Genomic DNA, 13,254 nt, shown 5'->3' with positions numbered 1-13,254 from the left:
GAGCGTCAGCATAAGCTCTTACGTCACGTGATGTCTCGACTACGCATCGTCCACATCGCAGCGCCGGTGATGACCACGAAGAGCCCGCCGAGAATCGCGCCCGCCATCGGCCAGGTCAGCGTCAGCTCGGCCGGCTGGCAGCCGTTGACCGAGGAGAAGTCGCACGAGTTGTAGTCCTGGATGGTGATCTCCTTGTTCATCCAGGCGGTGATCCAGGCCGGGATCAGGTACGCCTGCACGAACTTCACCTTGGCCAGCTCGAGCACCACACCCAGTCCGAACTGGAAGACGATCAGGGCGCCGATCGTCGCGCCCAGCGCCATCGCCGTGTGCCGCCCCAGCGAGGCCAGCCCGAAGCCGACCGCGCCCGCGACCAGCACCAGGGCCAGACCGCGCACCTCCATGATCGCCACTGACTGCCAGGCGCCCGAGGTCATGGTGTCGGTGCTGCCGCGGGCCTCCGCGATCAGATAGAAGATGCCGGTCCAGATGGCCGAGAGCACGACGGTGATCACGGTGAAGCTGACCAGCACGGTGGCCAGTTTGGTGCCGAGCACCTTGAGGCGTTGGGGCCGCCACAGCAGCAGGTTCATCATGCCGCCGCTGCTCCACTCGGCGCCCACGAAGGACGCGCCGATGATGAAGGCGGCCAGCGCGAGCAGCGCGGCCAGCGTCGTCGCCATGTCCGGGAAGCTCTCCCGGAAGATGAACGTCGGCGGCATGTACCACTCGTAGTTGTAGTTCTCCTGGCTCGGCGGGGTCAGCTGGTTGCAGTCCGGCGGCCACTGGTTGGCCTGCGCGGTGCCCTTCGCCGCCTCGCAGGACGCCTTGTCCTTCTCGGTCTGCTGCGAATCCCGCTCGAACTGGGCCTGCGCCTCGGCCTTGGCCGCGGCGATCTGCTGCGGCCCGACCGCCTGGTTCGAGAAGAAGATCGACACGGCGACGGCGATGAGCACGACCACCGCCCCCAGCAGGAACAGCTTGGTGAAGCGGCGCTTGAACAGCCGCCGGGTCTCGGCCTTGTAGAGGCTCACTGTCCCCACCCTCCGACGGTCGCGGTCTGATCCACCTGACGGTTCTGCCCCTCGACCGGCGCTGTGCCGGTCAGCTCCAGGAAGACGCTCTCCAGGTCGGCCGAGACCGGGGTCAGCTCGCTCACGTAGATCTGCCGCTCGGCCAGGATCCGGGTGATCTGCGCCGGGTTACCGGCATTGCCGACGGCGAAGTGATCGGCCTCGACGGTCACCTGCGCCCCGTTCGCCCGCAGCAACTCCACCGCGGCCCGCATGTCCACGCCCGGCTCCAACCGCACCTTGACCGTCGAACTAGTGTGCGTGGCCAGCACACTCTGGACCGAGCCGGCGGCCACCCGCCGCCCGGCCGAGATGATGGTGACCTCGTCGCAGATCAGCTGGATCTCGCCGAGAATGTGGCTCGACAGCACCACGGTCATGCCCGACTCGGCCAGGTTGCGCATCAACGACCGCATCTCGCGGATGCCGCCCGGGTCCAGACCGTTCGCCGGCTCGTCCAGGATCAGCAGCTTCGGCTCCTTCAACAGCGCCGAGGCCACCGCCAGCCGCTGCTTCATGCCCAGCGAGTACGTCTTGACCCGGTCCTTGGCCCGATCCCGCAGGCCGACCAGCTCCAGCACCTCGGTCACCCGCTGCCTTCGGACGCCGCCCGCGTCGGCCAGCAGGGAAAGCGTGTCCTGGGCGCTGAAGTTGCCGAAGAACTGCGGGCTTTCCACGATCGCCCCGACCAGCCCCGCCGTCTCCGGCAGATGCTCCGGCACCTCCCGGCCGAGGATCGCCATGCGGCCGCCGTTGGGCTTGATCAGGCCCAGGAGCGTCCGCAACGTGGTCGTCTTGCCCGAACCGTTCGGCCCGAGAAAGCCGTGCACCTGACCCGCCTCGACAACCATGTCGAACCCGTCGAGCGCCTTCCGCGGCCCTTTACGGCTGCGATACGTCTTCTGCAGCCCGGCAATCTCCAATACGGCAGTCACCCGCGAGACTCTAAACACTCACGTCAATGTCCCGACGCGGTCACTTTGAGCCCTTCGGCGATCACTTTCCGCAGCTGGTCACCGTACTCATCCGCCGGGAGAACCGCGACGTGCTCGGCCGCCCGCTCGAAAGCCGCCCGGGCCGCGGCCGGATCACCCAGCCGCTCGTGCGCCATGGCCACACTGACGTAAAGCGACGGATAGAAAGCCGCGACCCGCTCATCACCCACCGCGTCGGCGTGTTTCAACGCTTCGGTGTTCCACCGCAGAATCTCCGCCGGCTCGGCCTGCGCCCGAGCCAGATAATGCGCCGCCACGCAGGCCTCATAGTCGTCTGTGCGAGCCGCCCACGCTTCCGCGAAGAAAGCCCGCGCCGCGTCGGCGCGCCCTTCCGCCTCCGCCCGCATCCCATCCTGACAAAGCCGAAGCACCCGATTCCCGAGATCCATCCCCCCACCCTGACCCCTCAACCAACTGGAGGGTCCAGCCGACGCCGGCTCAACCGCCGCTAGGTTGTCGATCATCGATAGCGGCGAAGGGGCTGGGACAGTGAATGCGTTCGACGACCACGAGCGGTCGCAATGGGCCGGACGGGCCACGGCGTACGAGGGCAGCTTCGCCGCCCTGTGCGCTCATCCCGCCGGCGCGCTCCTGGACGCCGCGGACGTCAGGCCGGGCAGCCGTGTGCTCGACGTCGGGACCGGCACGGGCACCGTCGCGTCGCTGGCCTGCGACCGAAGCGCGCACGTGGTCGCCGTCGACGCCGAACCGACCATGCTGGACCTGGCCCGGGGCCGGGTCCCGGCGGCCGAATTCCACCACGCGGTCCTGCCGCGGCTGCCGTTCGTCGACGATTCCTTCGACGCGGCCGTGGCCAACTTCGTCCTCAACCACGTCGGTGACCCCGCCGCCGCCCTCCGCGAGTTGCAGCGGGTCGTGCGGCCGGGCGGGCGCGTCGCCGTGACCATCTGGCCCTATCCCACCCCACCGGCCCAGCAGCTCTGGGCCACCGTCTTCGACGCGGCCGGCGCCGAACGCCCCACCGACATGCCCCGGCTCTCCCCGGACAAAGACTTCCCCCGCACACCGGAGGGCCTCGCGAACCTTCTGCAGCGGGCCGGCCTGGCCGGCGTCAGCTGCGACACCCTCGCCTGGACGCACCGCACGGATCCGGAGTCGTGGTGGAGCGGGCCGGCCAACGGCATCGGCACACCCGGCCTGGTGATGCAACGCCAGGACACCCGCACTCTCGAGCGCGTCCGGGCGGAGTACGACCGGCACACGGCGGCCTACCGCGACGACGACGGCCGGCTCGCCCTGCCCACCGCCGCCCTGCTGGGCGTCGGGGTGGTCACTTCCTGAACGCTTCGATCTCGGCTCGCGTCTCCCGGTCGAGGTCGTCGAGGTCGACCGCGTCGGTGACTGCTCGCAGGCGGGTGGCCTGGTCGGAGTGGCGCTGCCAGTAGCTGTGGGGCACGCGCAGCACCGAGGCGAGCAGATCGCCGGGGTAGAAGTCACCCTCGGCGAGGGGGTCGCGCTCCAGTTCGTCCAGCGCGAGCGGAACCAGAGTTTCAAGGCCTTCCTTCTGGCCGATCAGCACGCGCAGACCCTCGATGCCGAGGGTGCCGACCGGCCGGCGGCGCAGGGCGTACACCGTGGCGACGAGCCGCGAGGCATCGGCGGGTGGGTCGCCCCAGGCCTTGCCCTCGATTTCTTCCAACGACTGCTGCACGTTGGTCTCCTGTCCCACGGCTGCGACGGGCCGCGCCGAGGTTTCGGTCAGGCGCGGCGGTCCACTTAGGTTCCGCGTAGGTTCGCTCGTGGTCGAGGCGGGGGCCCGGTGGGCCTCCGCCTTTAACAGGTGGCGTCGGCGTGTTGGCGGGCGCGAGGATCTGGGCATGGATGCTGATCTTTGGCCGCCGTTCGGGCTTCGGGTGGTGGGGGCGCGGGTGGAGTTGCGGCTGCCCGGCGAGGGGGAGCTGGCGGAGCTGGCGCGGCTGGCCGGTAGAGGCGTGCACGGGCCTGGGGAGCGGCCGTTTCTGACGCCGTGGGCTGAGGGGAGTGCGGAGGATCGGGCGCGGGCGGTGCTGCGGGGGCATTGGGGTGCGCTGGGCTCGTGGCGGGTGGATGACTGGGATCTCGGGTTCGGCGTGTTCCGCGGGGGCGAGCCGATCGGGATGGTGTCGCTGCGGGCGCGCGACTTCGCGGTGGTGCGCGAGGTCAAGACCTCGTCGTGGCTGGGGATCGGGCATCAGGGGCGGGGGTACGGAACCGAAGCGCGGGTCGGCCTGTTGACGCTGGCGTTCGATCACTTGGGGGCGACGGCGGCGCTGAGCGAGGTGTTCCGGGACAACCATCCGTCGCAGCGGGTGTCGCGCAAGCTCGGCTACGAGCCGGACGGGATCTCGGTCGACGCGCGGGACGGGGAAGCGCTGGTCTCCGATCGGCTGCGGCTGACCCGTGCGGGGTGGGGCAGGCAGGAGCGGGCCCCGGTCGCGGTGGAAGGGGTCGCGGCCTGCCTGCCTCTGATCATCGGGTGAGCAGTTCGCGGAGCTCCTTGACGACCAGGCCGGGGTCCTCCTCGGCCATGAAGTGGCCGCTGGTGACGGGTACGTGGCGCAGGTCGGGGGCCCAGGCGCGCCAGAGCGCGGCGGCGTCGAAGCCGAGCATCGAGCCCCAGTCCTGCTGCAGCACGGTGACCGGCATGGTCAGGGTGCGGCCGGCGGCCCGGTCGGCCCGGTCGTGGTCGATGTCGATGCCGGCCGAGGCGCGGTAGTCGGCCACGATCGACGGGATGGCGTTGCGGCTGGCGGCCAGGTAGGCGGAGCGTACGTCCGGGGGGATGGCCTGAGGGTCTTTGGTCCAGAGGTCGAGGAAGTGGCCGAAGAACTCGTCGGCCGCGCCGGCGATCATCTTCTCGGGCAGGCCGGGCGGCTGGGCCATCAGGTAGAGGTGGAAGCCGACCTGGGCGCTGACGCCGTGCATGACGTCCCACATGTCGAGGGTGGGCAGGACGTCGAGCGAGGCCAGGTGGGTGATGTGGGCCGGGTGGTCGAGGCCGGCCCGGATGGCGACCAGGGCGCCCCGGTCGTGGCCGGCCAGGGCGAAGCGGTCGTGGCCGAGCCGGCGGGCCAGCTCGACGACGTCGGCGGCCATGGTGCGCTTGCTGTACGTGTCGGGGCCGTTCTCCGCCGGCTTGTCGCTGGCGCCGTAGCCGCGCAGGTCGGGGCAGATCACGGTGTGGTCGGCGGCCAGGTCGGCCGCGACGCGCCGCCACATCAGGTGGGTCTGCGGGAAGCCGTGCAGCAGCACGATCGGGCGGCCCGACCCGGCGACGGCGGCGCTGAGCTCGACGTCCTCGGCGACCCGGACACGGACGTACTCGGTGTTGGTCATGGGTCGAAGGCTCACGGGCGCCGATGAGCAGCGAATGAGCGCTGTGGCTCACACCTCGGGATGCTGTGCGCAGGATCGCGGAATTTCGACGTAAGGTGTGGGAAACAACTGAATACCTCATCCAGAGGGGCAGAGGGAACGGCCCGATGAAGCCCCGGCAACCACCACGCAGTCTCGAAGAAGAGGCCGAGCGCGGCAGGTGCTAATTCCGTCCCCGGCCGGCAGGTCGCCGCGGGGAAAGATGAGAGGGAAGGCCTCGATGACGTCTACCGTCAGTGCACCCAGCGCTACCACCACCACTTCGCCGGCCAAGGGCCTCGTCTGCCGTGCGTGCGGCGCCGAATACCCGCTGGTCGCCCAGCATGCCTGTTATGAGTGTTTCGGCCCGCTCGAGGTCGCGTACGACCAGGCGGCTCTCGCGCGGGTGACCCGGGCCGACATCGAGTCGGGCCCGCAGAACATCTGGCGGTACGCGGCGCTGCTGCCCGCCGGTCAGGACCCGTCGACCCGGGTGACCCTCGACCCGGGCCTCACGCCCCTGGTCAGCGCGCCGGCCCTGGCCGCCGCGGTCGGCCTGCGGGCCCCGCTGTTCGTCAAGGACGACTCGGCCAACCCGACCCACTCGTTCAAGGACCGGGTCGTCTCGGTCGCGCTGACCGCGGCCCGCGGGCTCGGCTTCACCCGTTTCGCCTGCGCCTCGACCGGCAACCTGGCCAACTCGGTCGCGGCCCACGCCGCCCGGGCCGGTGCCCCGAGCATCGTCTTCATCCCGCACGACCTGGAGCAAGGCAAGATCATCACCACCGCGGTGTACGGGGGTGAGCTGGTGGCCATCGAGGGGTCGTACGACGACGTCAACCGGCTCTGCGGTGAGCTGGTCGAGACCGACGAGTTCGAGGACACGGCGTTCGTCAACGTCAACGTGCGCCCGTTCTACGCCGAGGGCTCCAAGACGCTGGGTTACGAGGTGGCCGAGCAGCTCGGGTGGCGCATCCCGGCCCAGGTCGTCATCCCGATGGCCTCGGGCGAGCTGCTGACCAAGGTGGACAAGGCGTTCAGCGAGCTGGTCGAGATCGGCCTGGCCGAGGCCCCCGAGGGCGGCTGGACGGTCTTCGGCGCGCAGTCGGCCGGCTGCAACCCGATCGCCACCGCCCTGCAGAACGGCACCGAGGAGATCGTCCCGGTCAAGCCGACCGGCATCGCCAAGTCGCTGAACATCGGCGACCCGGCCGCCGGGGCGTACGCGATCGAGGCGGTCAAGCGCACGGGCGGCTGGATGGACTACGCCGACGACGACGAGATCCGCGCCGGCATCCGCCTGCTGGCCGAGACGACCGGCATCTTCGCCGAGACCGCCGGCGGTACGACCGTGGCCGTGCTGAAGAAGCTGGTGGACAGCGGCAAGCTCGACCCGGAGAAGGAGACCGTCGTCTACAACACCGGCGAGGGGCTCAAGACGCTCGACGCGGTCGCCGGGCAGGTCGGGCCGACCCACACGATCAAGCCGTCGCTGAAGGGCGCCCGTGAGGCCGGCCTGCTCGGATGACGCTGTGTAGTCGGCAATCGGCCAGCAAGTAAGAATTCCATCCCGCGAGGACTTGCGATCCGATCTCCGGGTCGGCAGGATGCTCTCTGCGGGAGGGCGCGACGCCGTACGCGGGCCCTCACTCTCGAGCTTGGCGACAATCTCTCGAGGGACCCAACGACCCACTGCCGGAGGCGGTGTGCGTCCGTTCTCCCGACCAAAATCGTTCGCGTTCATGGCCGTCACCCGGAAGGGTGGCGGCCATGCGTGTATCGATCGAGCCTTTTGGTTCTCCGGACGCCGGCTACGCGATCCGCCGCGCCGTCCACGAACATGACACTCCGGACATTCCCTTCATGTCGGAAGCAGCGTTCCAAGCCGGGTTGCTCCATCCACCACCCGGGCTGACCTTCGAGAGATATCTGGGCCTGCTCGACGGCGAACCCGTCGGATTCCTCGAGCTCGAACTGTTCCAGCTGGACAACCTGACCAACGCCCACGTCCTGCTCGAGGTGCTGCCGCAGCACCGGCGGCACGGCGTCGGCCGGGCCCTGTACGAGGTGCTGCTCGAACGGGCCGCCGCGCACGGGCGCAAACATCTCATCGGCATGACCGCCGACCGGCATCCCGACGGCGCCGCCTTCGCCACGGCGATGGGCGCGGTCGCGGGCCAGGAGGACACCCGCAGCCGGCTCGACCTGACCCGGCTCGACCAGGCCCACCTGGACAACCTGCGCGAGCGGGCGCTGCCCCACGCCGAGGGTTACCGCACGATCGAGTGGCTCGGGGTGCCGGCCGACGAGATCATCGACGACGTCGCTTACCTCGAGAGCCGGCTGCTGGCCGACGCCCCGATGGGCGACATGGCCTGGGAGCCGGAGAAGATCGACGCCGCCCGCCTCCGCGAGGACGAGGAGGCCCGCCAACGGCGTGGCCGGCTCAGTTATTGCGCCGGGGCGTTGCGGGGCGACCGGCTCGTCGCCTGGACGGTCATCGCGGGTGAGCTCGCCCAGCCGTCCCAGGCCTGGCAGCAGACCACCCTGGTCGACCCCGATCACCGCGGCCACCGCCTCGGCATGCTGGTCAAGCTGGCCAACCTGGACAACATCCGGCGCAACCGGCCCGGCATCGAGGCGATCGACACCTTCAACGCGTCGCAGAACGAGTACATGTTGCGGATCAACCGGGACATGGGCTTCCGGGCGGTCGACGTCCACGTGGAATGGCAGCACGACCTGTGAGCGGCCGGGTGGAGATCCAGGAGTTGGGCGACGCCGTCGAGGACGCGTACGGCATCGCCCGGGCCTGTCAGGAGCACGACCAGCCGGACATCCCGTTCCCCTCGCTCGAGGGCTATCGGACCACGCTGGCCCACGGGTGGCCCGGCTACGCGTACGAGCGCGGCCTGGGCCTGCTGGACGGCCGCGCGGTGGGGTTGCTGGCCCTCGCCATGCCCCAGGACGACAACCTGGAGACGGTCGACGTCGAGCTGAAGGTCCTGCCCTCGGCCCGGCGGCAGGGCGTCGGGCGGGCGCTGTGGGAGCTCGCCGTCGATCGGGCGCGCGTGCTGGGCCGCCGCCACCTCATCGGGCCGACCATCCAGAAGCATCCGGACGGGGCCGCCTTCGCCACCGCCATGGGCGCGGCGGCCGGGCTCGAGGAGATCCGCAGCCGGCTCGACGTCCGCACCCTCGATCAGGGCCGCCTCGACGAGCTCCGGGCCGCGGCCTGGACCCGGGCGGGAGACAGCCGGCTGGTGCGGTGGATTGGGGTGCCGCCCGACGAGATCATCGACGACGTGGCTTACCTCGAGAGCCGCCTGAACACCGACGCGCCGGTGGGCGACCTCGCCTGGGGCGCCGAGAAGATCGACGCCGACCGGGTCCGCGAGGACGAGCTCAACCGCACCAAACGCGGGCGCACCAGCTACAACTGCGGCGCGCTGCGCGAGGGCCGGCTGGTGGCCCTGACCAGCGTCGTCGTCGAGAACGAGAAACCCGAACAGGCCTGGCAGAACATCACCCTGGTCGACCCTGAGCACCGCGGCCACCGATTGGGGCTCGTGGTCAAGCTGGAGAACCTCCGGCACGTCCGGGAGAAGGAACCCCGCGTCGAGGTGATCGACACCTTCAACGCGGCCACCAACGAGCACATGCTGCGGATCAACCGGGAGGTCGGTTTCCGTCCGGTGGAGTCGGTCGTCCAGTGGCAGCTGACCCTCGCCTGACGTGCCGCTTGTAGCCGCCCGCCTCCAGCCCGGCCATCCGCTCGAAGATGTTGCGCGAGCCGTAGTTGCCGGCCCGGGCGTACGAGTAACCACACGCCAGCCAGTACGCGGGCCAGAACAGCGGGCCCAAGACCGCGTACTGGGTGGCGTGGTTGCTCTCATGGCCGAACAGCGCCGCCTTCTCCGGGGAGAGGAGCCAATCGGCCGTACGCTTCGTCATGATCACGGAGCCCACCGTGAAGCAGGTCGCGGGCGGGATCGGCAGCCGGTAGCCCTCGGCGATGAGCACGCCGTTACGACCGCGCCGCAGCTTGGCCCGGCCCAGCTTGGCCACGATCAGGCCCACCGCGGTGGTGCCGTTGACCGCGGTGATCAAGGAGCGGGCCACATGCCGCCGGGCCATCAGATGCGCCTGCGCATCCGCAGCTCGGTCAGGGCCGGCAGCACCGGATGCGGCACCCGCTCACCGGTGTCCTCAAAACCGAGCTTCTCGTACGCCCGGACGGCCCGGTCGTTGCCGACGACCACCTCGAGCATCGCCCGCCGCCGCCCGGCCCGCCGCGACCAGTCGAAAACCGCCTCGGCCAGCTCGGCCAGCACCTTGCCACCCCGGTAGGCCGGCGTGATGTAGACGGCGAAGATGACCGTCTCGCCGGCCGACTCGTGCGCGATCGTGCCCCCGGCGTGACCGATCAGCTTTTTGCCCGGTCCCGGATCGGCCACGAACTGGGCCAGCTCGTCGCCGGCGGCCGCCTGGGCGATGCGCTGCCGGTAGCCCTCGTGGGAGCGGGCCGCGGCCTGCGCCAGCGTCTCCAGGAAGGCCAGCGGGGCGTCGGCCAGCATCTCCAGCCGCAAGGCGCGCATCCGGGCCGCGTCGCCGACGGTGACCCGATGCACGCTCCAGCTGTCCATGCCGTCCTGATTACCCCGAGACCATGCGTGCGGCAACCCGGTTGCCGCTAATCGGACCCCGATGACCGGCGGTTGTCCACAGGACGCCGGAGCTTGTCCACAGGGCCCGAGCACGATCATGCGACTTTCCGCCAGACTGACCAGCGGGGGCTCCCCCTGGGAGGGCGGGTCCTGGGCAGTAGCGGCTTGATCGACAGGTTGTGGCCGGTCGGCTCGGGTGGCGGGGTGGGGCCGGGCTGGGGCAAGGTGTTTCGATGGATCAGGGCGAAGGCGCGATGCGCATGGTCGAAGAGCCGGTGGTGGCGGCCGCCGACCCCTTCGATCCGGAGTCGCGGACGGCTGAGCTGCCGCGCGGGGGCGTACCCGAAACGGTGATTCCGGGGGTGCGCGACCCGCTGGTGCCGGCGCCCGGGTCGGGGCTGCGGGGGTGGGCCGGGCGCGTGGCGGCGGTGCTGGGGCGGGACGGGCTGTGGCTGCTGCCGATGATGGGGCTGGCGGCGCTGCCGATGCACTTCTTCGTGGGGCGGCTCGACGACACGGTGATCGCGGCGCCGGCGCTGTCCGACCTGGCCGGCGGGTTCGGGCTGCTGCTGCTTCCGACGATGTGGGTGGCCTATCTGACCGTGTCGGCCCTGCCGATGGTGATCTGCCTGGCCGGGGCGGTGGGGGTGGCGGTGCCGTCGGCGGCCGACGGGGTGCGGCCCCGGCTGCGTGAGGTGTGGGCTCTGGTCGCGCAGCGGCTGCGGGCGCTCTGGTTATGGTTCGCGGCGGTGGGGTTGGTGACGGGCGGGTTGTCGCTGGCGCGGAACGAGGCGGTGACGGCGGTGGCGTCCACGGCGCTGTTGACCGTCGCCGGGGTGTTCGGGTGTGGGCTGCTGATTGAACGCAGTCACGATCTGCGCCGCGCCGGGCATCTGCTGTCGCGGGGGTCGGCGCTGGGGCTGGTGGTCGCTTCGGGGCTCGCGTCGGTGCTGCCGCCGGTGGCCGATGAGCTGTTCGGGGGGCTTGCCTCGACCGCTGTGGGAGTGGTCACGGTGCAGGTGTGGGCGGTGGCGGCGCTGGTTTCGTACAGCCAAGGTCGTCGCTCTGAAGGGGTGGTCACGGCGGCGTCTTTGCGCGCTGAGCTGAACGTGCCTGAAGACTGACTTAGGGACCTCCAGGTTTCCTTGCACTCGCCACCTGAGAGTGCTAAACAAGTCATTGGCACTCGCTTGCGGTGAGTGCCAGCAGGTCGGGACGGTGGGGTCTCGGTCACGGCGTCGCCATCGGCGCCGGGGCACGGGGCCGGTCGTCGCGGGCTATCCGGCTCGGCCTGAGGACGTCACGACGCCAGGTGGTGACGTCCGCAGAGATCGCAACGGGCGGGGCCGACGAGGCCCGGCACCGCGTATGTCCAGGAGGACAAAGCCGTATGGCCAAGATCATCGCATTCGACGAGGAAGCTCGTCGCGGCCTCGAGCGGGGCATGAACCAGCTCGCCGACGCCGTAAAGGTGACGCTCGGCCCCAAGGGCCGCAACGTCGTGCTCGAGAAGAAGTGGGGCGCTCCCACCATCACCAACGATGGTGTGTCGATCGCCAAGGAGATCGAGCTCGAGGACACCTTCGAGAAGATCGGCGCCGAGCTGGTCAAGGAGGTCGCCAAGAAGACCGACGACGTTGCCGGTGACGGCACGACGACGGCCACCGTCCTCGCCCAGGCTCTGGTCCGTGAGGGTCTGCGCAACGTTGCCGCGGGCGCCAACCCGATGGCCCTGAAGCGGGGCATCGAGGCCGCCGTGGCCAGCGTCTCCGAGGGCCTGCAGCAGCTGGCCAAGGACGTGGAGACCAAGGAGCAGATCGCTTCGACCGCCTCCATCTCCGCCGGTGACTCCACGGTCGGCGAGATCATCGCCGAGGCCATGGACAAGGTCGGCAAGGAAGGCGTCATCACCGTCGAGGAGAGCAACACCTTCGGTCTCGAGCTCGAGCTCACCGAGGGCATGCGCTTCGACAAGGGCTACATCTCGGCGTACTTCATGACCGACGCCGAGCGTATGGAGGCCGTCTTCGACGACCCGTACATCCTGATCGCCAACAGCAAGATCTCCGCGGTGAAGGATCTGCTCCCGATCCTCGAGAAGGTCATGCAGGGCGGCAAGCCGCTGGTCATCATCGCCGAGGACGTCGAGGGCGAGGCCCTGGCCACCCTGGTCGTCAACAAGGTGCGCGGCACCTTCAAGTCCGTCGCCGTCAAGGCCCCGGGCTTCGGTGACCGCCGCAAGGCCATGCTCGAGGACATCGCCATCCTCACCGGTGGCGCGGTCATCAGCGAGGAGGTCGGCCTCAAGCTGGACGGCGCCGACCTGAGCCTGCTGGGCACCGCCCGCAAGGTCGTCATCACCAAGGACGAGACCACCATCGTCGACGGTGGCGGCAACGCCGAGCAGATCCAGGGCCGGGTCAACCAGATCCGGGCCGAGATCGAGAAGTCGGACTCCGACTACGACCGTGAGAAGCTGCAGGAGCGCCTGGCCAAGCTGGCCGGCGGCGTTGCGGTCATCAAGGTCGGCGCGGCCACCGAGGTCGAGCTCAAGGAGCGCAAGCACCGCATCGAGGACGCCGTTCGCAACGCGAAGGCGGCCGTCGAGGAGGGCATCGTGCCTGGTGGTGGCGTCGCCCTGGTGCAGGCCGGCAAGACCGCGTTCGACAAGCTGGACCTGGTCGGCGACGAGGCGACCGGCGCGCAGATCGTCAAGCTCGCGCTCGACGCCCCGCTGCGTCAGATCGCCGTGAACGCCGGCCTCGAGGGTGGCGTCGTGGTGGAGAAGGTGCGCAACCTCGACCCGGGTCACGGCCTCAACGCCGCGTCCGGCGAGTACGTGGACCTGCTGGCCGCGGGCATCATCGACCCGGCCAAGGTCACCCGCTCGGCGCTGCAGAACGCCGCGTCGATCGCCGCGCTGTTCCTCACCACCGAGGCCGTCGTGGCCGACAAGCCCGAGAAGAACCCGGCTCCGGCCGGCGCCCCGGGCGGCGGTGACATGGACTTCTGAGTCCAGTCTTAGAAAGGCGGGTCCGCTTCGGCGGGCCCGCCTTTCGGCATTTCCGGGGGCGGCCGCGCGGGCGCGGCGGGGCGGCGGCGGGGCGGCGGCGCGGGCAGGTCAGCGGCGGCGCTTGGTGGGGGCGGGGCGGCGGCGGGGCGGCG

At 70.2% G+C, this 13,254-nt stretch carries 14 protein-coding genes and 1 riboswitch; of the genes, 7 read left to right on the top strand and 7 right to left on the bottom strand.

The features are described 5' to 3' along the window. Positions 1-23: 23 nt before the first annotated feature. The 3 genes from AB0J66_RS46720 to AB0J66_RS46710 are packed head-to-tail and all read right to left on the bottom strand — an operon-like array spanning position 24 to position 2,457. Positions 24-1,034 carry an ABC transporter permease subunit gene (locus tag AB0J66_RS46720; RefSeq protein ID WP_364675092.1) on the bottom strand — a complete coding sequence of 337 codons (1,011 nt, stop codon included), beginning with the start codon at positions 1,032-1,034 and terminating at the stop codon, positions 24-26. After that, entirely contained in the window at positions 1,031-2,008 is a 978-nt protein-coding gene (locus AB0J66_RS46715) for an ATP-binding cassette domain-containing protein (RefSeq protein WP_364675090.1), read from the bottom strand. The genes AB0J66_RS46720 and AB0J66_RS46715 overlap by 4 nt, the downstream gene beginning before the upstream one ends. A gap of 23 nt (positions 2,009-2,031) precedes the next feature. Beyond that, positions 2,032-2,457, bottom strand: a complete 426-nt coding sequence (locus tag AB0J66_RS46710; protein ID WP_364675087.1) for a hypothetical protein — start codon at positions 2,455-2,457, stop codon at positions 2,032-2,034. Between the two features lie 100 nt (positions 2,458-2,557). On the opposite strand from AB0J66_RS46710, the gene AB0J66_RS46705 reads away from it, so the two are divergent. Continuing rightward, positions 2,558-3,370, top strand: a complete 813-nt coding sequence (locus AB0J66_RS46705; protein WP_364675085.1) for a methyltransferase domain-containing protein — start codon at positions 2,558-2,560, stop codon at positions 3,368-3,370. Here the strand turns inward: AB0J66_RS46705 and AB0J66_RS46700 are convergent. After that, the gene (locus AB0J66_RS46700; protein ID WP_364675083.1) at positions 3,360-3,740 is read right to left on the bottom strand and encodes a contact-dependent growth inhibition system immunity protein; all 381 of its coding nucleotides are present in this window, start codon (positions 3,738-3,740) and stop codon (positions 3,360-3,362) included. The two genes, AB0J66_RS46705 and AB0J66_RS46700, sit on opposite strands and share 11 nt — an antisense overlap. Positions 3,741-3,906: 166 nt before the next feature. Between AB0J66_RS46700 and AB0J66_RS46695 the strand changes: the two genes are divergently transcribed. Then, positions 3,907-4,548, top strand: a complete 642-nt coding sequence (locus AB0J66_RS46695; RefSeq protein WP_364675082.1) for a GNAT family N-acetyltransferase — start codon at positions 3,907-3,909, stop codon at positions 4,546-4,548. Here AB0J66_RS46695 and AB0J66_RS46690 read toward each other — a convergent pair. Then, positions 4,538-5,404, bottom strand: a complete 867-nt coding sequence (locus AB0J66_RS46690; protein WP_364675080.1) for an alpha/beta hydrolase — start codon at positions 5,402-5,404, stop codon at positions 4,538-4,540. The genes AB0J66_RS46695 and AB0J66_RS46690 overlap by 11 nt on opposite strands. A 114-nt stretch (positions 5,405-5,518) precedes the next feature. Further along, positions 5,519-5,652: riboswitch (SAM riboswitch) on the top strand. An 11-nt stretch (positions 5,653-5,663) separates the two neighbouring features. On the opposite strand from AB0J66_RS46690, the gene thrC reads away from it, so the two are divergent. The 3 genes from thrC to AB0J66_RS46675 all read left to right on the top strand — a co-directional run bounded on the left by thrC (position 5,664) and on the right by AB0J66_RS46675 (position 9,156). Continuing rightward, positions 5,664-6,950, top strand: a complete 1,287-nt coding sequence (gene thrC, locus AB0J66_RS46685; protein WP_364675078.1) for a threonine synthase — start codon at positions 5,664-5,666, stop codon at positions 6,948-6,950. Between the two features lie 242 nt (positions 6,951-7,192). Then, positions 7,193-8,170: a GNAT family N-acetyltransferase gene (locus AB0J66_RS46680; RefSeq protein ID WP_364675075.1), complete on the top strand. Its 978-nt coding sequence runs from the start codon at positions 7,193-7,195 to the stop codon at positions 8,168-8,170. After that, complete coding sequence (locus AB0J66_RS46675; protein ID WP_364675072.1) at positions 8,152-9,156, top strand: GNAT family N-acetyltransferase; 1,005 nt, start codon at positions 8,152-8,154, stop codon at positions 9,154-9,156. Before AB0J66_RS46680 ends, AB0J66_RS46675 begins: the two co-directional genes overlap by 19 nt. On the opposite strand, the gene AB0J66_RS46670 is transcribed toward AB0J66_RS46675, so the two are convergent. Both AB0J66_RS46670 and AB0J66_RS46665 read right to left on the bottom strand, forming a co-directional pair. Continuing rightward, positions 9,092-9,559, bottom strand: a complete 468-nt coding sequence (locus AB0J66_RS46670; protein ID WP_364675070.1) for a hypothetical protein — start codon at positions 9,557-9,559, stop codon at positions 9,092-9,094. The two genes, AB0J66_RS46675 and AB0J66_RS46670, sit on opposite strands and share 65 nt — an antisense overlap. Beyond that, positions 9,559-10,068 (bottom strand): GNAT family N-acetyltransferase, encoded by a 510-nt coding sequence (locus AB0J66_RS46665; protein WP_364675067.1) that lies wholly within the window; start codon positions 10,066-10,068, stop codon positions 9,559-9,561. Before AB0J66_RS46665 ends, AB0J66_RS46670 begins: the two co-directional genes overlap by 1 nt. A gap of 254 nt (positions 10,069-10,322) precedes the next feature. Between AB0J66_RS46665 and AB0J66_RS46660 the strand changes: the two genes are divergently transcribed. Together AB0J66_RS46660 and groL are read left to right on the top strand one after the other, a co-directional pair. After that, on the top strand, positions 10,323-11,213 hold the full coding sequence (locus tag AB0J66_RS46660) for a hypothetical protein (RefSeq protein WP_364675064.1): 891 nt from the start codon (positions 10,323-10,325) through the stop codon (positions 11,211-11,213). Between the two features lie 266 nt (positions 11,214-11,479). Continuing rightward, positions 11,480-13,102 carry a chaperonin GroEL gene (gene groL / locus AB0J66_RS46655; protein ID WP_364675061.1) on the top strand — a complete coding sequence of 541 codons (1,623 nt, stop codon included), beginning with the start codon at positions 11,480-11,482 and terminating at the stop codon, positions 13,100-13,102. Positions 13,103-13,254: the final 152 nt, after the last annotated feature.

The organism is Actinoplanes sp. NPDC049598 (genome assembly GCF_040675435.1).
Lineage (GTDB): Bacteria > Actinomycetota > Actinomycetes > Mycobacteriales > Micromonosporaceae > Actinoplanes.
This window is presented reverse-complemented; position numbering and strand designations above follow the sequence as displayed.

What these genes read in the sequence shown, in the direction of transcription:
- thrC (WP_364675078.1), top strand. Translation starts at nt 5,664, where the DNA reads ATGACGTCTACCGTCAGTGCACCCAGCGCTACCACCACCACTTCGCCG.
- AB0J66_RS46680 (WP_364675075.1), top strand. Translation starts at nt 7,193, where the DNA reads ATGCGTGTATCGATCGAGCCTTTTGGTTCTCCGGACGCCGGCTACGCG.
- groL (WP_364675061.1), top strand. Translation starts at nt 11,480, where the DNA reads ATGGCCAAGATCATCGCATTCGACGAGGAAGCTCGTCGCGGCCTCGAG.
- AB0J66_RS46670 (WP_364675070.1), bottom strand. Translation starts at nt 9,559, where the DNA reads ATGGCCCGGCGGCATGTGGCCCGCTCCTTGATCACCGCGGTCAACGGC.
- AB0J66_RS46660 (WP_364675064.1), top strand. Translation starts at nt 10,323, where the DNA reads ATGGATCAGGGCGAAGGCGCGATGCGCATGGTCGAAGAGCCGGTGGTG.
- AB0J66_RS46665 (WP_364675067.1), bottom strand. Translation starts at nt 10,068, where the DNA reads ATGGACAGCTGGAGCGTGCATCGGGTCACCGTCGGCGACGCGGCCCGG.
- AB0J66_RS46690 (WP_364675080.1), bottom strand. Translation starts at nt 5,404, where the DNA reads ATGACCAACACCGAGTACGTCCGTGTCCGGGTCGCCGAGGACGTCGAG.
- AB0J66_RS46695 (WP_364675082.1), top strand. Translation starts at nt 3,907, where the DNA reads ATGGATGCTGATCTTTGGCCGCCGTTCGGGCTTCGGGTGGTGGGGGCG.
- AB0J66_RS46675 (WP_364675072.1), top strand. Translation starts at nt 8,152, where the DNA reads ATGGCAGCACGACCTGTGAGCGGCCGGGTGGAGATCCAGGAGTTGGGC.
- AB0J66_RS46710 (WP_364675087.1), bottom strand. Translation starts at nt 2,457, where the DNA reads ATGGATCTCGGGAATCGGGTGCTTCGGCTTTGTCAGGATGGGATGCGG.